At 66.1% G+C, this 20,738-nt stretch carries 19 protein-coding genes; 6 read left to right on the top strand and 13 right to left on the bottom strand.

Annotated features, from left to right (window positions below):
* The first annotated feature begins 23 nt into the window (after nt 1–23).
* The gene (locus tag AC1DZV_RS06290) at nt 24–674 is read left to right on the top strand and encodes an amino acid ABC transporter permease (protein ID WP_476953267.1); all 651 of its coding nucleotides are present in this window, start codon (nt 24–26) and stop codon (nt 672–674) included.
* Complete coding sequence (locus AC1DZV_RS06285) at nt 671–1,507, top strand: amino acid ABC transporter permease (RefSeq protein ID WP_028275681.1); 837 nt, start codon at nt 671–673, stop codon at nt 1,505–1,507. The genes AC1DZV_RS06290 and AC1DZV_RS06285 overlap by 4 nt, the downstream gene beginning before the upstream one ends.
* A 105-nt stretch (nt 1,508–1,612) precedes the next feature.
* On the opposite strand, the gene dapE is transcribed toward AC1DZV_RS06285, so the two are convergent.
* Nucleotides 1,613–2,710 (bottom strand): succinyl-diaminopimelate desuccinylase, encoded by a 1,098-nt coding sequence (dapE, locus tag AC1DZV_RS06280; protein ID WP_243181144.1) that lies wholly within the window; start codon nt 2,708–2,710, stop codon nt 1,613–1,615.
* 209 nt (nt 2,711–2,919) lie between these two features.
* Between dapE and dapD the strand changes: the two genes are divergently transcribed.
* Both dapD and AC1DZV_RS06270 read left to right on the top strand, forming a co-directional pair.
* On the top strand, nt 2,920–3,954 hold the full coding sequence (gene dapD / locus AC1DZV_RS06275; protein WP_476950012.1) for a 2,3,4,5-tetrahydropyridine-2,6-dicarboxylate N-succinyltransferase: 1,035 nt from the start codon (nt 2,920–2,922) through the stop codon (nt 3,952–3,954).
* A gap of 111 nt (nt 3,955–4,065) precedes the next feature.
* Complete coding sequence (locus AC1DZV_RS06270) at nt 4,066–4,917, top strand: hypothetical protein (RefSeq protein ID WP_476953248.1); 852 nt, start codon at nt 4,066–4,068, stop codon at nt 4,915–4,917.
* Between the two features lie 65 nt (nt 4,918–4,982).
* On the opposite strand, the gene AC1DZV_RS06265 is transcribed toward AC1DZV_RS06270, so the two are convergent.
* The 5 genes from AC1DZV_RS06265 to fdxA all read right to left on the bottom strand — a co-directional run bounded on the left by AC1DZV_RS06265 (nt 4,983) and on the right by fdxA (nt 9,335).
* Nucleotides 4,983–5,594: a hypothetical protein gene (locus AC1DZV_RS06265; protein ID WP_028275685.1), complete on the bottom strand. Its 612-nt coding sequence runs from the start codon at nt 5,592–5,594 to the stop codon at nt 4,983–4,985.
* Between the two features lie 47 nt (nt 5,595–5,641).
* Entirely contained in the window at nt 5,642–6,289 is a 648-nt protein-coding gene (locus tag AC1DZV_RS06260; protein ID WP_476953266.1) for a TetR/AcrR family transcriptional regulator, read from the bottom strand.
* Between the two features lie 46 nt (nt 6,290–6,335).
* Complete coding sequence (locus AC1DZV_RS06255) at nt 6,336–7,619, bottom strand: citrate synthase (RefSeq protein ID WP_028275687.1); 1,284 nt, start codon at nt 7,617–7,619, stop codon at nt 6,336–6,338.
* A 234-nt stretch (nt 7,620–7,853) separates the two neighbouring features.
* Complete coding sequence (gene dapC / locus AC1DZV_RS06250) at nt 7,854–8,996, bottom strand: succinyldiaminopimelate transaminase (RefSeq protein WP_476953247.1); 1,143 nt, start codon at nt 8,994–8,996, stop codon at nt 7,854–7,856.
* Nucleotides 8,997–9,008: 12 nt separating this feature from the next.
* A complete protein-coding gene (fdxA, locus tag AC1DZV_RS06245; RefSeq protein WP_028275689.1) occupies nt 9,009–9,335 on the bottom strand; it encodes a ferredoxin in 327 nt (108 codons plus the stop codon).
* Between the two features lie 150 nt (nt 9,336–9,485).
* On the opposite strand from fdxA, the gene AC1DZV_RS06240 reads away from it, so the two are divergent.
* Nucleotides 9,486–9,734 carry a putative acetyltransferase gene (locus AC1DZV_RS06240; protein WP_043434852.1) on the top strand — a complete coding sequence of 83 codons (249 nt, stop codon included), beginning with the start codon at nt 9,486–9,488 and terminating at the stop codon, nt 9,732–9,734.
* A 493-nt stretch (nt 9,735–10,227) separates the two neighbouring features.
* Here AC1DZV_RS06240 and AC1DZV_RS06235 read toward each other — a convergent pair whose 3' ends face one another.
* The 3 genes from AC1DZV_RS06235 to typA all read right to left on the bottom strand — a co-directional run bounded on the left by AC1DZV_RS06235 (nt 10,228) and on the right by typA (nt 13,611).
* Nucleotides 10,228–11,037 (bottom strand): type IV toxin-antitoxin system AbiEi family antitoxin domain-containing protein, encoded by an 810-nt coding sequence (locus AC1DZV_RS06235; protein WP_476950015.1) that lies wholly within the window; start codon nt 11,035–11,037, stop codon nt 10,228–10,230.
* A gap of 231 nt (nt 11,038–11,268) precedes the next feature.
* The gene (locus AC1DZV_RS06230) at nt 11,269–11,655 is read right to left on the bottom strand and encodes a hypothetical protein (RefSeq protein WP_476950016.1); all 387 of its coding nucleotides are present in this window, start codon (nt 11,653–11,655) and stop codon (nt 11,269–11,271) included.
* 27 nt (nt 11,656–11,682) lie between these two features.
* Nucleotides 11,683–13,611, bottom strand: a complete 1,929-nt coding sequence (typA, locus tag AC1DZV_RS06225) for a translational GTPase TypA (RefSeq protein WP_079550304.1) — start codon at nt 13,609–13,611, stop codon at nt 11,683–11,685.
* Nucleotides 13,612–13,893: 282 nt separating this feature from the next.
* Between typA and AC1DZV_RS06220 the strand changes: the two genes are divergently transcribed.
* Entirely contained in the window at nt 13,894–14,811 is a 918-nt protein-coding gene (locus tag AC1DZV_RS06220; protein ID WP_476953246.1) for an SGNH/GDSL hydrolase family protein, read from the top strand.
* A gap of 158 nt (nt 14,812–14,969) precedes the next feature.
* On the opposite strand, the gene AC1DZV_RS06215 is transcribed toward AC1DZV_RS06220, so the two are convergent.
* The 4 genes from AC1DZV_RS06215 to AC1DZV_RS06200 form a co-directional block, all read right to left on the bottom strand.
* Nucleotides 14,970–16,691 (bottom strand): ABC transporter ATP-binding protein, encoded by a 1,722-nt coding sequence (locus tag AC1DZV_RS06215; RefSeq protein ID WP_476953245.1) that lies wholly within the window; start codon nt 16,689–16,691, stop codon nt 14,970–14,972.
* 11 nt (nt 16,692–16,702) lie between these two features.
* Nucleotides 16,703–17,701, bottom strand: coding sequence for an ABC transporter permease (locus AC1DZV_RS06210; protein ID WP_476953244.1), 999 nt, complete (start codon nt 17,699–17,701; stop codon nt 16,703–16,705).
* Nucleotides 17,691–18,620, bottom strand: coding sequence for an ABC transporter permease (locus tag AC1DZV_RS06205; RefSeq protein WP_018773796.1), 930 nt, complete (start codon nt 18,618–18,620; stop codon nt 17,691–17,693). The genes AC1DZV_RS06210 and AC1DZV_RS06205 overlap by 11 nt, the downstream gene beginning before the upstream one ends.
* A 223-nt stretch (nt 18,621–18,843) precedes the next feature.
* On the bottom strand, nt 18,844–20,484 hold the full coding sequence (locus tag AC1DZV_RS06200; protein ID WP_028275696.1) for a peptide ABC transporter substrate-binding protein: 1,641 nt from the start codon (nt 20,482–20,484) through the stop codon (nt 18,844–18,846).
* Between the last annotated feature and the right edge of the window lie 254 nt (nt 20,485–20,738).

Below are 20,738 nucleotides of genomic sequence, written 5' to 3'. Positions count from 1 at the left end.
CCTCAACGCAGCTGAAGGAACTTATGGACGTCATCATTGAAAACCTCCCCCAGTATTGGGACGGTTTTCTCCGAACCCTTTTCCTGTCCCTGATCTCGGGGATTATCGCCTTGGTCTTCGGCACCATCCTGGCTGCCGCCCGTGTCTCGCCCGTCGCCGCGCTGCGTGGCTTCAGCATGACGTACGTCGAGATCGTCCGGAACACCCCGCTGACCATCGCGTTCTTCTTCGCAGCAGTGGTTCTGCCCCGCCTCGGCGTCACGTTCCAGCAGTTCGAGGTCGCCGCCATCATCGCCCTGAGCGCCTACACCTCGGCCTTCATTGCCGAGGCAGTGCGCTCCGGCGTCAACAGTGTCCCGGTGGGCCAGGCGGAGGCCGCCCGCAGCATCGGCATGCAGTTCACCCAGGTGCTCTCGCTGATCATCCTGCCGCAGGCCCTGCGCACCGTGATCCCGCCGTTGATCAACATTCTGATCGCCCTGGTCAAGAACTCTTCTGTGGCCGGCGCGTTCTATGTGTTGGAACTGTTCGGCCAGGGCAAGCAGCTGGCCAATGCCAACGGCGACGCCGTCATGTGGGTTCTGGTCGGCATCGCATTCTTCTACCTGCTGATAACCATCCCGCTTGGCTTCCTCGCCAGCGTCGTTGAACGAAAGGTGGCGATCGCACGATGAGCTCCGTTCTCTATGACGTCCCCGGCCCCAAAGCCCGCCGGGTCTCGCTGATCGGCTCCATCATCGGCGTGATCGTGATCGGCGGCCTCCTCGTCCTGGCCGTCATGACCCTGGCCCAGCAGGGAATCTTCGACCCCAAACGCTGGGCGGTCTTCCAGCTTCCCGAGGTCTGGGCCCTGATCGCCGCCGGCATCGGCGCCACGCTGGCCGCCGCGGCCGTGTCGGCCGTGATTGCCTTCCCGCTGGGCCTGCTCCTGTGCCTGATGCGCATCTCGGACAACGCCTGGATCCGGGTGCCCACCCGGATCGTGCTGGAATTCCTGCGCGGCATGCCCGTTGTGCTCATGATGCTGTTCGTGCTGCTCGTCTTTGCCACGAGCTCGTTCATCGCCGTCGTGGCCGGCCTGGTCCTTTACAACTCGGCGATTTTCGCCGAGATCATCCGCGCCGGCGTCCAGTCGCTGCCCAAGGGCCAGCGTGAGGCCGGCCTGGCGATCGGCCTGACGAGCTTCCAGTGCCGGCTGACCATCGAGCTGCCGCAGGCCATCCGGCGCATGCTGCCGTCCTTGGTCGCGCAGCTCGTGGTGCTGCTGAAGGACACGTCTCTCGGCTACATCGTCGCCTACGGCGAGCTGCTCCGGGCCGTGCAGGTCATGGCGGACTTCCTGGGTCCGCAGTACCTGTTCCCGGTGTTCTTCGTGGCCGCGGCCATCTACATCGCGATCGACCTGGCGGTCTCCCGCCTGGCCATCTGGCTCGAACGCCGCGGCTCCAAGCGCGCCGCCGGCGGCGTGGCGCACGTGCCGGTCGCCGGTATTCCGGCCGCCAAGTAAGCCGTCCCACCCACAAAGGGTCCGGAACCTCACGGAGGTTCCGGACCCTTTGTCCGTTACTTGTGTCCTGGGCGTTGGTTCCTGGGCGTTGCTTCCTAGGCTTTGCTAGGCGCTCAGCCAGGTCCGCAGCGCCCGCAGGCATTCGCGGATGGCGTCCGCTTCGACGTGTTCGTTGTCCTTGTGCGCCAGCAGAGCATCGCCGGGTCCAAAGTTCACCGCGGGGATGCCCAGTTCACTGAAGCGTGCGACGTCGGTCCAGCCGTACTTGGGCTTCGGCTCCGCGCCGACGGCGGCGACGAAGGACGCCGCCGCGGGGTGGTTCAGGCCCGGCCGCGCGCCGGCCGCGCTGTCGGTGCGCACCACGTCGAATCCGTCCAGCAGTTCGCGCACGACGGCTTCGGCTCCGTCCGGGGTCTTGTCCGGCGCGAAGCGGTAGTTGATTTCCACGACGCACTTGTCCGGGATGACGTTTCCGGCCGTGCCGCCGTGGATCTTCACGGCGTTGAGGCTTTCGCGGTAGTCCAGGCCGTCAACCGTCACGGTCTGCGGCTCATACGCCGCCAACCGGGCCAGGACCGGGGCCGCGGCGTGGATGGCATTGCTGCCCATCCAGGCCCGGGCCGAGTGGGCAGCCTCGCCGTTCGTGGTCACTTCGAAGCGGCTGGTGCCGTTGCAGCCGCCCTCCACCGTCCCGTCGGTCGGCTCGAGCAGGATCGCGAAGTCCCCGCCGAGCAGGGAGCCGTGATTGCGCACCAGACGGCCCAGGCCGCTCTTCACGGCCTCGACCTCCTCGTGGTCGTAGAAGACGAACGTGACGTCCTTGCCTGGTTCCGCCCCGCCGTCGAACATGGTGGCCGCCAGCGCCAGCTGCACGGCGACGCCGCCCTTCATGTCAGTGGCGCCGCGGCCGTAGAGGATCCCCTCTCCCGGGGCCCCGGAGGGCCAATACGCCGGCACGGTCCCCAGCGAGCCCTCGGTGGTGGGCAACGGCACGGTGTCCAGGTGGCCGGCCAGGATGACGCGCTCGGCCCGGCCCAGGTTGGTGCGGGCGATGATCGAATCGCCGTCGCGGACCAGCTCCAGCTGCGGCAGCTGGCGGAGGGCATGCTCCACGGCGTCGGCCAGGACCCCCTCGTTGCCGGAGACGCTGTTGATGTCGATCAGGGCGGCCGTGAGCAGGGCGACGTCCTGGCGGAGGTCCAGATGGACCGGTGTGCGGACAGGGACGCTGGCGGTGGCACTGGCAGGGGTGCGCGGGTTCGTGGGGGTCACCGTTCCACCTTATCTGTTGCCTCCCCGTCCCACCTGAGTCGCTGCCGGGGCCGTTCCCAGGCGTCAAGTGGCCCCTGCAGCGTGCCAATCGGGTTGTCATGAGTTTCAGGGCCCGAGGGGCCTCTCGTTAGACTTGGGCCATGACTGAAACTGCTGCTTCCGCTGTGCCCGCCGACGCCGGCTCCGACGCTCGTTCTGACGCCCGCTCTGCCTATGGCTACGGGGTGGCCACCGTGTCCACCCGCAACGGTGACGCCACCGTGCTGGACGTGTGGTTTCCGGCGCCGGCGCTCGGAGTCGCCGCGAAGCACCTGCATGACGTGGAGAACGCGGACCAGTCGCTGATCGACATCGCCGCCAGCGGCACTGACCCGGACCGGGGCACCGAGCAGATAGTTGTCTTTGCCCAGATCAACCTGGACGCGGCACCCGCGGACACGGCGGACGCCTACCTTCGCCTGCACCTGCTCTCCCACCGGCTCGTCCAGCCCAACACCATCAACCTTGACGGCATCTTCGGCAAGCTTCCCAACGTGGTGTGGACCAACTTCGGCCCCGCAGCCGTGGAGGACTTCGAGCTGACACGGGCGCGCCTGCGCAAGCGCGGCGCCGTCACGGTGTTCGGCGTGGACAAGTTCCCGCGCATGGTGGACTACGTCGTTCCCTCCGGCGTCCGGATCGCCGACGCCGACCGGGTCCGGCTCGGCGCGCACCTGGCCGAAGGCACCACGGTCATGCACGAGGGCTTCGTGAACTTCAATGCCGGAACCCTGGGTACCTCCATGGTCGAGGGCCGGATCTCGGCCGGCGTCGTCACCGGCGACGGGTCCGACGTCGGCGGCGGGGCCTCGATCATGGGAACCCTCTCCGGCGGCGGCAAGGAAAAGATCTCCCTCGGCGAGCGGGTCCTCCTCGGCGCCAATTCCGGGGTGGGCATCAGCATCGGTGACGACTCGGTGGTGGAGGCAGGCCTCTACGTCACCGCCGGCACCCGTGTGCGCGTGATCGGCCCCAAGGACGCCGACGGCGAAGACACCAGCCGGATCGTCAAGGCCGTGGACCTTTCCGGCGTTCCGAACCTGCTCTTCCGCCGCAATTCCACCACTGGTGAGGTAGAGGTCCTCCCCCGCAAGGGCCAGACGGTGGAGCTCAACGAGGCCCTGCACGCCAACTGACCGCACCGGCTGGTACGGTATGGCGGGCGGCGAAGACCGCGCCGGCGGGGCCGACCCGCCCCGACGAAAAAGCCGATGACGCAGCCCGCAGGGGCCTGAGGGAGTATTTTCGTGGCACGACGAGGGAGCTGGCGGCGCCGGATCGTCCTTCTGCTGACCCTTGCGATGGTCGCGGGCGGCATCTACACCGCGGTGGCGTTCCTGCAGCGGTCGGAGACGTTGATCACCGAACGCTGCACGGCCACGGGCAGCGGAGGCGATGACCTCTCCACCGACCAGGCGGCCAACGCTGCCCTCATCACAGCCGTCGCGGTCCGGCGGGGACTTCCGGCCCGGGCCGCCAGCATCGCGCTGGCCACCTCGATGCAGGAATCCAAACTGCGCAACATCGGCCATGGCGACCAGGCCGGTCCCGACTCCCGCGGACTCTTCCAGCAGCGGCCGTCCCAGGGCTGGGGCACCACGGCGCAGGTGATGGACCCGTACCACGCCAGCAATGCGTTCTACGATGCGCTCGTCGAGGTTTCCGGGTACGAGTCGCTCGATATCACCGTTGCCGCCCAGCGCGTCCAGCGCTCGGCGTACCCGGAGGCCTACGCCCAGCATGAGGTGATGGCCCGCGCCTTCGCTTCCGCCCTGAGCGGGCAGACGCCCGCGGGCCTGGACTGCTCGCTGCGCTCCCCCGATGCCGCCGGGAATCCTGCCGCCGTCACCGCAGGGCTGACCGCTGCGCTCGGGGACGTGACGGCGTCCACCGACGGCCGGACCCTGCTCGTGGAGGCCGAAGGAAGCCAGGCCTGGGCCGTGGGCCAGTGGGCCGTGGCCAACGCCAAGGAGCTCGAAATCACCAGCGTGGAGGTCGACGGCCGCGCCTGGAACCGGCAGTCCCGCGACGGCTGGCAGCCGGCCCAAGTCCCGGCCGGCCAGGTCAGGGTAACCGTCGCAGACGCCCCCGGCACCTGACCGCTACCGGGGTCAGCCGCCGCCGGGTCAGCCGCGCTAACGGGGTCAGCCGCAACCGGGCGGGCTCAGACGAGGAGATCGACCACTGGCTGCACGTAGCTGCGGAACAGCTCCGGCTGGGACAACAGCTCGTGGCTCATGATGATCTTGTCGGGCTCGAGATACCAGGCCCGCGGCTCCGCAAGCGGGAGCTCGATGATCGTAAGGCCGAAATCCTTTGAAGCCCGTCCCACGTCCAGCAGGCGGTCCTCCACCATGTCGGCCAGCAGCTCGTTGTTGCCGTTGGCTTCGCGCTCCGCCTCGAGGGTCCCGTATTCCGCGAGGCGTTCCCGGGCCCACGTCAAAGCGGCCCCGAAGTGGGCCTGCAGCACGCGCCGGAGGGCCGGCGAATTGCTGAACGCACGGAAGCCCGGCGGGGAGAGCTCGGGGGACATTTCCGGGTGGTCTTTCAGCAGCTGTTCCCACCAGGCCTCCCATTCGGTCTTGAGCGCAGCCGGGCCGCCAACCTCGGCGATCAGGTGGGAGTGGTCCGAGGCGCGGATCTTCGGTGCCGCATGGCAGAGCGCCGGGTGTCCCGCGGTGTCCAAACCGGCGGCGTCACGAACGTAGAGGGCAATGAGCATGGGACCAGAAGTATCCATCGTGATCCGCCAGCCTGGTCCGCCGGTGTGGTGCATCCAATTGCCTCCTTGGCAAGACGTACGATCTCAGTCTATTCCTGTTGTTATGAGGCGTTAACGGCTGGCTGCCCGGCCGCCAGCCGTCGGTTCAGGCCCTCCAGGTGGGCTTCGAGCACATCCCTGCACATCACGGCCGTCATCCACTCGGGCTGCAGGAGGGCGTGCATCGTCAGACCGTCCAGGACTGCCAGCAGCAGTTCCGCTTCGGTGACGAGCACCTGCTGGTCGAGGCCGGCCGCGTGGTCGGCGTCAACGCCTTCAGCCTCGGCCAGGCCCAGGATGAGCCCGCCCACGACGGCGGCCACCGCCCGGTGGCTGCGGTCGGCCTCGGCGGCCAGGAACGGCCTTGTCCGGGCGGCATTCTTGAAGGCCATCCAGACGCAGGCATCAACCGCCCGTTGCTCGTCAAGTGGAAGAAACTCACCCAGCAGTGCCAGGACGGCCGCATGCTGCTCCCCCGACGCCGGCGGCGCATCGCCCAGCAGGGAGTCCGCGTCGGTGAGGCGGCCGACGATTCGGTCCACCACCACGGCGAACGCGTGGGTCAACAGCTCGTCGCTGCTGGCGAAATAGTGCCGCACCGAGCCGACGGCCAGCTGCGCTTCATCAGCAACTTCCCGCAGCGAGGCCCGCTCGAGGCCATCCGTTGCGATGATCCTGAAGACTGCGTCAACTATTTCCTGGCGCCGGATGACGGCGTCGTACTGTCTATCGCGCGCGCCGTGGCCGGCGGGCCGGCTACAGCGAGGGGTAGTTGCGTTCCGGTTCGCCGACGTAAAGCTGGCGCGGGCGGCCGATCTTCGTGTTCGGATCGCTGATCATCTCGCGCCACTGGGCGATCCAGCCCGGCAGGCGCCCGATGGCGAACAGCACGGTGAACATCTTCTCCGGGAAACCCATGGCCTTGTAGATCAGGCCGGTGTAGAAGTCCACGTTGGGGTAGAGCTTGCGCTGGATGAAGTAGTCATCGCCCAGGGCTTTCTCTTCAAGGCGCATGGCGATGTCGAGGAGCTCGTCGTTTCCGCCGAGCTTGCTCAGGACCTCGTGGGCCGTGGCCTTGATGATCTTGGCGCGCGGGTCGTAGTTCTTGTAGACGCGGTGCCCGAAGCCCATGAGGCGGACGCCGTCTTCCTTGTTCTTGACCTTCTCCATGTAGTCCTCAGGCTTGATGCCGTCGGCCTGGATCTGGCGCAGCATCTTCAGGACGGCCTCGTTGGCACCGCCGTGGGCGGGGCCGAAGAGGGCGTTGATGCCGGCGGAGACGGAGGCGAACAGGTTCGCGTTCGAGGAACCGACCAGGCGGACGGTCGACGTCGAACAGTTCTGCTCGTGGTCGGCGTGCAGGATCAGGAGCAGGTCCAGGGCCTTCGCGATGACCGGGTCCACCTCGTACTGCTCGGCCGGCAGACCAAAGCTCAGGCGCAGGAAGTTCTCCACCAGGTTCATCGAGTTGTCCGGGTACAGCATGGGCTGCCCGATCGACTTCTTGTGGGCGTAGGCGGCGATGACCGGCATCTTGGCCATGAGGCGGATGGTGGACACCTCCACCTGCTCGGCGTTGAACGGATCCAGCGAGTCCTGGTAGAACGTCGACAGCGCCGACACGGCCGAGGACAGCACCGGCATCGGGTGGGCGTCACGGGGGAAGCCGCTGAAGAAGCCCTTGAGCTCTTCGTGCAGCAGGGTGTGGTGGCGGATCCGCTGGTCGAAGGACTCCAGCTCGGTGGGGGTCGGCAGGTTGCCGTAGATCAGCAGGTAGGAGACTTCCAGGAAGCTCGAGTGCTGGGCCAGCTGCTCGATCGGGTAGCCGCGGTAGCGCAGGATGCCGGCGTCACCATCGATGTAGGTGATGGCCGAGGTGGTGGCCGCGGTGTTCATGAAACCGGGGTCGAAGGCGACGGCGCCGGTCTGCTTCAGCAGCTTGGAAACGTCGTAGCCTTCGTTCCCTTCTACAACCTTGATGCGCGGGAGTTCGAGTTCGCCGCCGGCATGGCGCAGGGTTGCGCTGGTGGTTTCAGTCATGGAGTCTCCTCATGAGGCATCGGGGCCTCTGTCGAAAGCTGGTCCAACATCTGGTGAAGCTGCCCGCGGATCCTGTGCGGACAGGATTTCCAAAGGCTGCGCTGCCTTCTTGTGGAAAGCCACCATTGATCGTCTGTTAAAAAGTACCTTCACTTCGCGGGTGGCACTAATCCGGGGGGCCCGCAAAAGGCCAAAAACACGCCACATGTGGCACGCGTCACAGCATTGTTACGCTTACGGGTCCAGCCGCGCGACGGCGGCGTCGATCCTTTCGTCGCTGGCGGTCAGCGCCACCCGGATGAACCCGTTGCCGGCGTCGCCGTAGAAGACCCCGGGGCCGACGACGATTCCGCGGTCCGCGAGCCGGCCCACGGTGTCCCACGTCGCCTCGCCGGCGGTGGCCCACAGATAAAGCCCCGCCCTCGATTCATGGATTGTCAGGCCGAAACCCTCCAGCGCGGGCACGATCCGTTCCCGCCGGCCCCGGTACAGGTCCTTCTGGGCCTGGACGTGGGCGTCGTCGCCGAGGGCCACGCGCATGGCTTCCTGGACCGGATAGGGCACAATCATCCCGGCGTGCTTGCGGCTGTTGACCAGGTTCGCCATGATCACCGGATCACCGGCGACAAATGCCGCCCGGTAACCGGCCACGTTGGACTGCTTGCTCAGCGAATAGACGGCGAGCAGGCCATCGTGGGAGCCTTCTGCGACCTGCGGATCCAGGACGCTCGGGACCGGGGCGCCGCCACGCTGGACGTCCCACTCCCCCCAGCCGAGCTCGGCGTAGCATTCATCGGACGCGACGACGGCGCCGAGCTCGCGGGCCTGCCGGACGATCCGCCGCAGCGACGCGATGTCCCGGACGCTGCCGGTGGGGTTGGCCGGTGAATTGACCCAGACCAGGCGCACGCGGGCCCGGGTGCCGGCGTCGAGCTCGTCGAGGTCGTCCGCGGCGACCTGCTCCGCGCCGGCGAAGGTGGCCCCGATGTCATAGGTGGGGTACGCAACCGTGGGCCGGACGACGACGTCGCCCGGCTTCAGGCCGAGCAGGAACGGCAGCCACGCGACGAGTTCCTTGGAACCCACCGTTGGCATCACATTCTGCGGGTCGAGCCCGGGGACGCCGCGCCGGCGCGCAAACCAGCCGGCGATGGCTTCGCGCAGGGCCGGCGTCCCGTGCACCGTGGGATAGCCGGGGGCGTCCGCGGCGGCGCGCAGCGCGTCCTGGATGAGGGCCGGCGTCGCGTCCACCGGGGTTCCGATGGAAAGGTTGACGGCTCCTGCCGGGTGCCTGGCTGCCGTGGCGAGATACGGCGCCATGGCCTCCCACGGGTAATCGGGCAGGCTCAGGCCGAAGGTGCGCACCGCGGATGTCACCGTAGCGCCGTCCTAGTTCTCTTGGTTCTGCGGCGGCAGGGCGGCGATCATGGGGTGGTCGGTGTGGGTGTTCCCAACCTTCGCGGCGCCGCCCGGGGACCCGAGTTCGTCGAAGAACTCGACGTTGGCCTTGTAGTAGTCGGCCCATTCTTCGGGGGTGTCGTCCTCGTAGTAGATCGCCTCCACGGGGCAGACCGGCTCACAGGCACCGCAGTCCACGCACTCGTCGGGGTGGATGTACAGGGAACGCTCACCCTCGTAAATGCAATCGACGGGGCACTCCTCAATACATGCCTTGTCTTTGACATCTACACACGGCTGCGCGATTACGTACGTCACGTCCCTGGCCTCTCCACGTTGGTTCCGGCGACCGGCCGGATGATTTCCAGGCCCTGAGCCGGGCTGCTGACTTCTGAGCCTATTATCTCCCAGCCTGTTCCCGCGAACCTAGCCGGACGTCACACATGCTCCGCGTCTTACGATGATCTGATGAGCTCGCCTTTGCCCTTGCCCCAGCAGTTCCTCTCCTCAGCCCCGCTCGGCACCCGCGTTGTGGTCCGGTACAGGATCGAGGGCGGCCTGACGGATGCCCTCGGCGAGCTCGTGGAACGCGCCGACGGCGTATGCACCGTCCGCACCCGCCGCTCCGACGTCGTCATTGCCCTCCCCCTTGTCGTTGCGGCCAAGGAAGTCCCGCCGCCCCCGCCGCGCCGCGCCCCACGGGTGCAGGAGCCCTGACGGGCGGTTCCGGGGTGGGCGCGTCGGTGGTAGCACCCAGGGGACATGCCCTCCGCACCGCCCGACCAATGGACATGCCCTCCCCTGGCTGGCCAAACCACGCACATGCCCAACCCCGCCCACGGCGACCAATGGACATGCCCTCCCGACTTGGTCAACCACGCACATGCCCAACCCCACCCCCGGCCACCAATGGACATGCCCTCTCCTTGCCTCAGGAGATGGACAATTCGGAGCCTTGCTCATCGCCGCCACCCAGCGCGGGACATGTCCAGTGGTGAATCGACGGAACAAGGGACATGTCCAGTGGTAAACCAACAGAACAAGGGACATGTGCAGGGATAACCAACGGAACAAGGGACATGTCCAGCGGTGCATCGAAAGAGCACGGGACAATTTCCGCGGTGGCTGGGCGCGGTGCAGGATCAGAGTGCAGGACCACAGTGCCGAACCGTATCGCAAGGGCGAACGAAGCTGGACGTGGAGTCTGACTCTAGGCGGCCGCAGACAGCCGGTTCAGGGCGTCGCGGACCATGGTGATGAAATCCTCGGGGTGGTCCCTCAGCAGCGGGTACGTCACAACAAGAGTCGGGATTCCCCGGCGCGTGGTGACGTTCCAACGCCGCCGGTCTTCCTCGAAGCTGGCCCGGTCCATGTGGAATCCCGCCCCGTCGGTCTCGATGCCGAGACGGCCGTCGACCATCAGGTCCAGGTGTCCCATCCCTGGAACGTTGACCTGCGATTCAACATGGAAACCGGCCCGTCGCAGCAGGAACCGGGCCAGGCACTCAATGAGCGACTGTGACTGCGGGACAATCGCCGACACGATCCGACGCTCCCGGGTGTCGTTCCGGCCATCGAGCCGCTGACGCAACGAGCCCAGCGGGAGTCCCTTCAGCACGACGGCGGATTCGGCGATGATCAGCCCGTGAGGTTCGGGTAGGCAGCGCAAGCATTGGATGACCGTGCCCAGGAGTGTCGGCGGCGCGGGCGCCCGGTGGCAGACGAAGCCCTGGTAGCTCCTGCTGTGGGTGAGGGCAACGTGCGGCTGGGCCGGGGCTTCAAGGACCCACAGCCCGCTGAAGTGTGCCGCGGTGATGCACGCCGGTTCCGCCGGAAGCGAGCGTATGGCGATCAGGTGCTCGTCTGCACCGGGCAACGCATAGACGCCGCGGGCCACCCGGGACACGGCTCCCGAGGCCATCGCGGACTTGAGCTGAAAATCGGAGACACCCGCGGCGGCAATGTATTTGGCGCGGGCGACGCCGTCGTAATTCGAGAGCACCTGGATGATGTTGGCCATTCACCCATGGTGGAGCCGCACTCTGCGCCCTGGAAGTCGGATCCCGCACTATGTGGAAAACTGCACCGGCCGGCTGGGGGGCGGAGCCGGACAGGTCCGACCATAAGGGCGGGGCATGTCCCGCGCACCAGCCCGGGGCCGGACATAATGCCATTGCGCCCACTCGAGCGATCAAAAAATGGGCATGTCCCGTGGGGAGCCGGGACAGGGCTGTCCGGTCCTGGCCCGTCGTCACCGGTCCTGGCCGGTCGGCCTCCTGTAGCGCCGGCACAAGGCGAGCATGGCCACGGTGATGCCTGCGATGCCAAAGACCCAGATATTGCCCGCGGCGTCGCCGATGACCAGGCGCTTGCCCGCTTCCAGGGTGGACCACCAGCCAATCAGCGCGTAGCAGAGGACTCCGCAAGCCGCCGTCGGGGTGACAGAACGGAATGCCGCCCCCAGCCACAGCTGAACCGAGCCCAGCAGCACGAGCGCAGCGATGGCGCCCCACGGGACGTCCACTCCGCCCAGGACCAGATCGTGGCGGTGCAGGGCGGTGCCGGCCAGGGCAACAAAAAGAGCTGCCGGCACGGCGGCGGCAATGCCGCCTGCCGTACCGGCAGCTCTCTTAATCACGTTGTGGCTGAAGCCCGGAGACCGGGATCAGACCTTGGCGCGGGCGCGGTTGGCCTTGGCACGCTCGTTGGTGTCCAGGATGACCTTGCGGATGCGGATTGAATCCGGGGTAACCTCAACGCACTCGTCTTCGCGGGCGAATTCGAGGGACTCTTCGAGGGTCAGGTCGCGCGGGGGCGTCAGGTTCTCGAAGGTGTCCGAGGAAGCTGCACGCATGTTGGTGAGCTTCTTTTCCTTCGTGATGTTCACGTCCATGTCGTCGGCGCGGGAGTTCTCGCCCACGATCATGCCCTCGTACACCTCGGAGGTGGGCTTGACGAAGAAGGATCCGCGTTCCTGCAGGTTGATCATGGCGAACGGAGTCACAACACCGGCGCGGTCGGCGATCATCGAACCGTTGGTGCGGTATTCGATGGGGCCGGCCCACGGCTCGTAGCCTTCGGAGATGGAGGCGGCGATGCCGGCACCGCGGGTGTCCGTGAGGAACTTGGTGCGGAACCCGATCAGGCCGCGGGCCGGAACGATGAACTCCATGCGGCACCAGCCGGTGCCGTGGTTGGCCATGTTGGTCATGCGGCCCTTGCGGGCGGCCATCAGCTGGGTGACGGCGCCGAGGTACTCTTCGGGCACGTCGATGGTCATGTGTTCCATCGGCTCGTGGACCTTGCCGTCGACGGTCTTGGTAACCACCTGCGGCTTGCCGACGGTCAGCTCAAAGCCTTCGCGGCGCATCTGCTCGACCAGGATGGCCAGTGCAAGCTCGCCACGGCCCTGGACTTCCCAGGCGTCGGGACGCTCGGTGGGGAGAACCTTGATGGAGACGTTACCGATCAGTTCCTTGTCGAGGCGGTCCTTGACCTGGCGGGCCGTGACCTTGGCGCCCTTAACCTTGCCGGCCAGCGGCGAGGTGTTGATACCGATGGTCATGGAGATGGCCGGGTCGTCAACAGTGATCAGCGGCAGCGGCTGCGGGTTCTCGGCGTCGGTCAGGGTCTCACCGATGGTGATCTCCTCAATGCCGGCGACGGCGACGATCTCGCCCGGGCCAGCGGACTCAGCCGGGACGCGGTCCAGTGCCTTGGTCGCGAGAAGTTCGGTGATCTTGACGTTTTTGAGCTCGCCATTGGCGCGTGCCCAAGCCACGGTCTGGCCCTTGCGCAGGGTGCCGTTGTAGATGCGCAGCAGCGCCAGGCGGCCCAGGAACGGTGAGGCGTCCAGGTTGGTGACGTGTGCCTGCAGGACACCGTTCGGGTTGTAGGTCGGAGCCGGGATGTGCTCGATGATGGCCCGGAAGAGCGGCTCGAGGTCTTCGTTTTCCGGGGCGCTGCCGTCGGCGGGCTGCTCGAGGGAGGCGCGGCCGACCTTGGCGGCGGCGTAAACAACCGGCACGTTCAGGATCTTGTCCAGGTCGAGGTCCGGAACTTCGTCGGCGAGGTCGGAGGCCAGGCCCAGGAGCAGGTCCATGGATTCGTGGACAACTTCTTCGATCCGCGCGTCGGGGCGGTCGGTCTTGTTGACCAGGAGAATCACCGGCAGGTGCGCGGCGAGGGCCTTGCGCAGCACGAAGCGGGTCTGGGGCAGCGGGCCCTCAGAGGCATCAACGAGGAGGACGACGCCGTCGACCATGGACAGGCCGCGCTCCACCTCGCCACCGAAGTCGGCGTGGCCGGGGGTGTCGATGACGTTGATGGTGATGGTTTCGCCGTTGGAGGACGGTCCGTTGTAGGCGACCGTGGTGTTCTTGGCCAGGATGGTGATGCCCTTTTCGCGTTCCAGGTCACCGGAGTCCATGACGCGGTCTTCGAGGTGGTTGTGCTCGGCAAAGGAGTTGGTCTGCTTGAGCATGGCGTCGACCAGCGTGGTCTTGCCGTGGTCAACGTGGGCCACGATCGCGACGTTGCGCAGGTCACTGCGCGATGCAGTGGCTACCGCGGTGTTGGTGGTGGTTTCAGACATGCGTTATTGCTCGATTCAGTGGTGAAGTCAGCTGTGGTATCGCGACATTTCCAACCGGAACGCACGACAGATAAGTCCCTTTGGCACAGGGCACCTACTACCATTCTAAACGCTAGGTCATTTATTGGCCTAAAATGCGAATCGGTGACCAGCATCCGCGCTGTCGCCAGAGCAGGACGGGCGCACGGATGTGGTCTATTACGTGTGAGTAAAGTCACTGGATTTTCCAGCGCCCATGCACCATCATTGCTCTGATAGCAGCAAGCAAGCCCGGAGACATTCATGCGAAACGCCTCGGCCCTGTCCCGCTTCGTCGCAATGATGATCGCCACCGGAGTGGTTCTTGGCGGCTGCGGACAGACCTCTCATTCACCTGCGCCCGACGCGGGCTCTTCCAACGCTGGATCATCAGAGGCGGGAACTGTGGGCATGCCGCTGACCGGCGGCGGGGCCGGAGCGGCCGTCGGCGCAGGAATGCCGGTCGCGGCCGGGTCCGCGGCGAAGACGCGCATCGGGTCCACCATCGACCCCGCCGCTCTGCCGAGCGGCTCGACCTACCGCAATCCTGCAAACGGCCGCAACGAGATCATCGTCAAGGACACCAGCAATGTCGCCGTGTTGATTGGCGACTCGCAATCGGAACCTTCCTACGGCTGGCCCAGGCAAGGTCTGGCCGCGGCTGGGTACAAAGTCTTCTTCTGTGGCCGGGGCGGCACCGGTTTCGTGGCGTCCAACGGCAGGACCGGCAACTACATCGACGCGCTTCAGCGCGGGGACTGGAAACTCCCGTACGGCACTCCTCCCCTGGTGGTGATCGAAGGCGGCGGGAACGATGCCGCACGCGGCGCCTCCGACGCGCAGATCGTCTCCAACTCGGAACGGCTGATCGCCAGCATCCAGCAGCGTTACCCCGCCGCCCGGATACTCATGGTCGGCACACTCGGGCGCGGCGCCCACTACGGCGGAGGACGCCGGAGCGAGGTGGACGCGCTTTTGGGACGGGTGGCGGACCAGCAGGGGCTGTCTTTCGTCAGCGCGGGCGACTGGCTCACCCGGTACAACCTGACGGGCTCGATGGCCGACCGGGTCCACCTGACCCGGCAGGGCCACGCGGCCTTGGGCGCCGTTTTCGGCCAGAGGCTGCAGTCCCTGGGGTTTGACTACGCCGACCCCAGCATGCTCGCCGGCTTGTCCCACTAACGCAGGCTTGTCCCACCGCCGCTGGCACCGCCAGCGCGCGGGCCACAGCACAACAAAGGAGCCGGTGTCCGCCCCGGAGGGAGGACACCGGCTCCTGTACTGCCAGCTGCTAAGCGCTGCTGGCGGCGGACTTCTTCAGGCCCTCAGGAAGCGGCCGCTCAGGCCACGTCCATTTCCGGCGGCAGCATGAGGCCGGCGCCGGGGATGGCGTTGAGCAGCGCCCGGGTGTAGTCCTGCTGCGGCGACTCGAAGACGTCGTCCGTCGAGCCTGTTTCCACCAGCTTGCCCTTCTCCATGACGCACACGCGGTCGGCGATCTGCCGGACCACTGCGAGGTCGTGGGTGATGAACAGGTAGGTCAGGCCGAGCCGGGACTGCAGTTCGGCGAGCAGGTTCAGCACCTGCGCCTGCACCAGCACATCCAGTGCCGAGACGGCCTCGTCGCAGATGATCACCTCGGGGTCCAGGGCCAGGGCGCGGGCGATCGCGACCCGCTGGCGCTGGCCGCCGGAGAGCTCGTTGGGGTACCGCTGCATGGTGGACTGCGGCAGCGCCACCTGGTCCAGCAGTTCCCGCACCTTCTTCTCGCGGCTGGCCTTGTCACCGATCTTGTGGGTCCGCAGCGGTTCCTCGATGGTCCGGAAGATGTTGTACATCGGATCCAGGGAACCGTACGGGTCCTGGAAGATCGGCTGTACCCGGCGCCTGAAGGCGAAGAGCTCCTTGTTGTTCAGCGTGGAGGTGTCCACGCCGTCGAAGATGATCTTGCCGGAGGTCGGCGTCAGGAGGTTCAGGACCATCTGCGCCACCGTGGACTTGCCGGAACCCGACTCCCCCACGATCGCCGTCGTCGTTCCCCGCTTGACGTTGAAGGAGATGTCGTCGACGGCGGTGAAGTCCGTGGACTTGCCCAGGCCGGAACGCAGCTTGAAGACCTTCCTGAGGTTCTGGATCTGCAGGACGTCGTCGGACTTGGCCGGCTCAACCACGCCGGTCTCGCTCGGGGCGAGCATGTCGTCGGTTTCCACGCCGAGTTCCTTGGCTGCCTGGATGCGCCGGGACGCCAGCGACGGCGCCGAGGCGACCAGCCGCTGGGTGTACGGGTGCTGCGGGTTCTGCAGCAGCTCCAGCGAGGGCCCGGACTCGACAACCTGGCCGCGGTACATGACCACCACCTGGTCGGCACGCTCGGCGGCGAGGCCGAGGTCGTGCGTGATCAGCAGCACCGCGGTGCCCAGTTCCGTGGTCATCTTGTCCAGGTGATCGAGGATCTGGCGCTGCACGGTCACGTCGAGCGCCGAGGTCGGCTCGTCCGCGATGAGCAGGCGCGGCTGGCAGGCGAGCCCGATCGCGATCAGCGCGCGCTGGCGCATGCCGCCGGAGAACTCGTGGGGGTACTGCTTGGCGCGGCTTCCGGCGTCGGGCAGCCCGGCCTGGGACAGGACCTTGGCGACGTCGTCGGGGCCGCTCGGGAGTCCGTTGGCCTTCAGCGTCTCGCGGACCTGGTCGCCGATCTTCCACACCGGGTTGAGGTTGGACATCGGGTCCTGCGGGACCATTCCGATGCTGTTGCCGCGCAGTTCGATCATCCGCTTTTCGCTGGCGTTGGAGATGTCCTCGCCATCGAACAGGATCTGGCCCGCCGCGACCCGCCCGTTGCCCGGGAGCAGGCCGATAGCAGCCAGCGCGGTGGTGGACTTGCCGGAGCCCGACTCGCCCACAATCGCTACGGTTTCGCCCGGCATGACGGTGAGATGGGCGTTGCGGACGGCGTTGACCTCGCCGTTGCTGGTGGTGAACCCGATGGCCAGGTCCTTGATTTCAAGCAGCGGGCGCTCAGTGGCGTACTCAGCTTCCTGGAAGTCAACAGAGGCGCTCATGGTGTCCCCTTTCATCGCTTGCGGGCTTTGGGATCGAGGGCATCACGCAGGGCGTCGCCCAGCATGATGAAGCTCAGGACGGTGATGGACAGCGCGATGGCCGGGTAGAGCAGCGGCATCGGGTTGGACCGGAGCGAGGCCTGCGCCGCCTGGATGTCGTTGCCCCAGGACATGACGCTGGGCGGCAGCCCGATGCCCAGGAAGGACAGCGTGGATTCGGCCACGATGAACGTGCCGAGGGAGATGGTGGCCACGACGATGATCGGGGCCAGCGAGTTCGGCATCACGTGACGCATGAGGGCGCCGAACTTCGAGACGCCCAGCGACCGGGCGGCCGTGACGAAGTCGGCGTTCCGGACCTCAATGACGGCGCCGCGGGTAATGCGGGCAATCTGCGGCCAGCCGAAGATGACCAGAATGAGCACGAGGGTCCACACGGTCTTGTTCGTCCGGAACATCGGCAGCTGCATCATCACGATCGCGCCCAGGATCAGGGGCAGGGCGAAGAAGATGTCATTGATGCGGGCCAGGACCGAGTCGATCCAGCCGCCGTAATAGCCGGCGACGGCACCCAGGATGCCGCCGATCAGCAGCACTCCGATGGTGGTGAAGAGGCCCACCGTCACCGAGGACCGCGTGCCGAAGATGACACGGGCGTAGACGTCGCAGCCCTGCTGGGTGAAGCCCAGCAGGTGGCCCGCGGCGGGGCCCGCGTCGGAGTTGGCCAACTGGCAGGCCTCCGACGTGGGGTCGATCTGCGAGAACATTCCCGGGAAGACGGAGACCGCGACGACCACCAGGATCAGGAACGCGGAGATGAGGAAGAGCGGCTGCTTGCGCAGGTTCTTCCAGGCCTCGCCCCACAGGCTCAGCGGTGCGGCTTCGTCCTTGACCCGGTCCGTTACCTGGAGCGGGGTCTCGGAGACATCGGCCACGAAGTGCTCGGTCCGGCGGGCCGGGCGGCGGGAATCGGCGTGCCGTGCGGTGGTGGTGGTGTAATCAGGAGTCATAACGGATCCTCGGGTCAAGCCAGCCGTAAAGCAGGTCAACGAGCAGGTTGGACAGGCAGTAGATCAGCACCAGGACGGTGACGATCGAGACCACCGTGGGCCCTTCGCCGGACAGCACGGCCCGGTAGAGCCGGTTGCCTACGCCCGGGACGTTGAAGATGCCTTCAGTGACGATTGCGCCGCCCATCAAGGCACCGAGATCGGCGCCCAGGAACGTAATGACGGGAATCAGGGAGTTGCGCAGGATGTGCACGCGGACCACCTGGAACCGGGAGAGGCCCTTGGCGGTGGCGGTGCGGACGTAGTCGGCGTTCATGTTTTCGATGACGGACGTGCGGGTCAGGCGCAGGACATAGGCGAACGATCCCAGTCCCAGCACGATCGCCGGCAGGATGAGGTCCGGGATGGTCGCCGCGGAGCTGACGGTCGGCTTGGCCCAGCCGAGCTGGACTCCGATGGTGAACTGCAGCAGGAAGCCCAGGACGAAGATCGGGATGCCGATCACAACCAGGGACGCGACCAGGACCGTGGCGTCAAAGAGCTTGCCCTTGCGCAGGCCGGCGATAAGGCCGAAGACGATGCCGAAAAAGGCCTCGAAGATCAGCGCCATGATGGCCAGCCGCGCCGTGACGGGGAAGACCTCGCCGAGCACGGCGGCGATAGGGCGTCCGGAGAAGTCCTGGCCGAGATCAAACGTGAAGATGCTCTTGAGGTAAAGCAGGTATTGCATCCAGAACGGCTGGTCCAGGTGGTACTGCATGCGCAGCTTGGCTGCGACCGCCTCGTTCACCGGCTTGTCGCCGAACAGGGCCACGATGGGGTCACCGGGCAGGCTGAAGACCAGGAAATAGACCAGCAGTGTTGCGCCCAGGAAGACGGGAATCAGTTGCAGGAAACGCTTGAGGATGTATGTCGACATCAGCGAGTCACACCCTCGTTGGCAGGCATCCTGTCCAGGGATGCGGCGGAGTTGTTCATCAAAGAACCTTTTCACTATGGATGCAGGCCGGCGCCGGTTTGCTCACGGCGGCAGGGCTGCGAAAAGTTCGCCCGAAAGAGCCGGGCACCAAGAAAATAAATGGAGGGGAAACACGACGACGGCGGAGGCCCCAGTATGGGCGGCCCCCGCCGTCGTTTTGTTGTTACTTACCGGTTACGTTGTAGTACAGCGGGACGCCGTCCCAGCCGTAGTCGACGTTGGAGACCTTGTCGCTCCAGCCGCCCTGGGCAACCTGGTACCACAGGGGGATGGCCGGCAGATCCGTCAGGAGGATCTCCTGGGCCTTGTTCATGGCCTTGTTGCCGTCGCTGACCGAGGCGGCGTTCAGGCCGTCGGAGATGGCCTTGTCGAACGTCGGGTTGGCGTAGCTGGCGTCGTTGGAGCCGGCACCGGTCTTGTAGATCGGGCCGAGGAAGTTGTACAGCGACGGGTAGTCTGCCTGCCAGCCGGCACGGATGGAGCCGGTGAGGGTCTTGGCGGTGGCGTCGTTGCGGGCTTCCTTGAAGGTGGCGTACGGCTTGCCTTCAACCTTGATGCCGAGCGTGTTCTTGAGCTGGTTGACTACTGCCTCAACCCAGGCCTTGTGTCCGCCCTTGTCGGCGTTGTAGGCAATGGTGAACGTCTTGTTCGCGTCCCACTTCTGGATGGCGTCGGCCTTGGCCCAGGCTTCCTTGGCCTTGTCGGCGTTGAAAGTCAGGTTCTCGGCTCCGGCGATCGAGTCGCTGTAGCCGTCAAGCACGGGGGCCGTGAAGTCCTTGGCGGGCTGGCGTGCGCCGTTGAAGATCACCTTGGTGATCTCTTCGCGGTTGATCGCCATGGAGATCGCCTGGCGGCGGAGCTTGCCGGCCTCGCCGCTCCATTCCGGCAGGTATTCCGGGATGGCGATGGTCTGGTTGCCGGCGTACGGCTTGTTGATGGTGCGGTCGCCGAGGTCAGACTTGAAGTTCTTCAGCGCGCTGGTCGGGATGGTCTGCAGGATGTCCAGGTTGTTGGACATCAGGTCCTGGTACGCCGAGTCGTCGTTCTGGTAGATCTTGAACGTTACGCCGGCGTTCTTGGCCTTGCGCGGGCCGTTGTAGTCCGGGTTCGGAACGAGCTGGATCTGCACGTTGTGCTGCCAGCCGCCGTCCGCGAGCTTGTACGGACCATTGCCGACCGGCTTCTCGCCGAAGCCCTTCGGGTCCTTCAGGGCACCGGAGGGAACCGGAACAAACGCGGTGTAGCCAAGGCGAAGCGGCCAGTCAGATTCCGGCTGCTTCAGTTCGACGGTGAACGTCTGGTCGTCAACGACCTTCAGGCCGGACATGGTCTCAACCTTGGAGCCTTCTGCGCTGGCTTCGTCGTAGCCCTTGATGCTTTCGAAGAAGCCACCGCTGAGCTGGGCGTTCTTGGCTGCGGCGCCGAAGTTCCAGGAATCGACGAAGGACTTGGCCGTGATGGCCTCGCCGTTCGTGAACTTCTGGCCCTTCTTGACCTTGATGGTGAAGTGCTGGCCGTCCTTGCCCTCGATGGACTCGGCGAGTTCGTTGACCGGCTTGCCGCTGGGGTCGTAGCTGACCAGACCCGCGAAGATCATGTCGATGACCTTGCCACCGCCGACTTCGTTGGTGTCGGCGGGCATGAGGGGACGCTGGGGTTCGGAGCCGTCGGCGAGGATCACTTTGCTGGTGTCGCCGCCGGTACTGCCGCTACCGGTCGCGGAGCCGCTGGCACCGCATCCGGTCAGGGCGAGGGCGGCGATAGCCACCATGCCCAGTGCTTTGGAAGTGCGCGAAAAACGCATTCCGCCTCCTATGAGTTGTGGGAGTTCGTGAGGGAAAAACTTATGCTTCCCCGTAAGCAGGCACAGGGGTATCCCCTGTGACGTGGCCTACATATGGAAGTAGCCTAGCCCTAAACCGTCCAAATGTTGGAACTCTGTTGCCAAACCGTGATCCGACAATCTCATGACGATTAACGTCAAGTGGAGGGTATTTCAAGTCACACGCTACTGACTGGTAGTATTCGCCCGCAGTGTGACCTGGGTTACTCGCGCTT

It is taken from the genome of Arthrobacter sp. P1_D12, assembly GCF_056406175.1.
The sequence above is the reverse complement of the archived record's forward strand: the minus strand, read 5'-3'. Positions and strand labels throughout refer to the sequence as shown.

Coding starts and splice junctions, on each gene's coding strand:
- AC1DZV_RS06290 (WP_476953267.1), top strand. CDS start 24: ATGGACGTCATCATTGAAAACCTCCCCCAGTATTGGGACGGTTTTCTC.
- AC1DZV_RS06285 (WP_028275681.1), top strand. CDS start 671: ATGAGCTCCGTTCTCTATGACGTCCCCGGCCCCAAAGCCCGCCGGGTC.
- dapD (WP_476950012.1), top strand. CDS start 2,920: ATGACTGAAACTGCTGCTTCCGCTGTGCCCGCCGACGCCGGCTCCGAC.
- AC1DZV_RS06265 (WP_028275685.1), bottom strand. CDS start 5,594: ATGCACCACACCGGCGGACCAGGCTGGCGGATCACGATGGATACTTCT.
- AC1DZV_RS06255 (WP_028275687.1), bottom strand. CDS start 7,619: ATGACTGAAACCACCAGCGCAACCCTGCGCCATGCCGGCGGCGAACTC.
- AC1DZV_RS06240 (WP_043434852.1), top strand. CDS start 9,486: ATGAGCTCGCCTTTGCCCTTGCCCCAGCAGTTCCTCTCCTCAGCCCCG.
- AC1DZV_RS06235 (WP_476950015.1), bottom strand. CDS start 11,037: ATGGCCAACATCATCCAGGTGCTCTCGAATTACGACGGCGTCGCCCGC.
- typA (WP_079550304.1), bottom strand. CDS start 13,611: ATGTCTGAAACCACCACCAACACCGCGGTAGCCACTGCATCGCGCAGT.
- AC1DZV_RS06220 (WP_476953246.1), top strand. CDS start 13,894: ATGCGAAACGCCTCGGCCCTGTCCCGCTTCGTCGCAATGATGATCGCC.
- AC1DZV_RS06215 (WP_476953245.1), bottom strand. CDS start 16,691: ATGAGCGCCTCTGTTGACTTCCAGGAAGCTGAGTACGCCACTGAGCGC.
- AC1DZV_RS06210 (WP_476953244.1), bottom strand. CDS start 17,701: ATGACTCCTGATTACACCACCACCACCGCACGGCACGCCGATTCCCGC.
- AC1DZV_RS06205 (WP_018773796.1), bottom strand. CDS start 18,620: ATGTCGACATACATCCTCAAGCGTTTCCTGCAACTGATTCCCGTCTTC.
- AC1DZV_RS06200 (WP_028275696.1), bottom strand. CDS start 20,484: ATGCGTTTTTCGCGCACTTCCAAAGCACTGGGCATGGTGGCTATCGCC.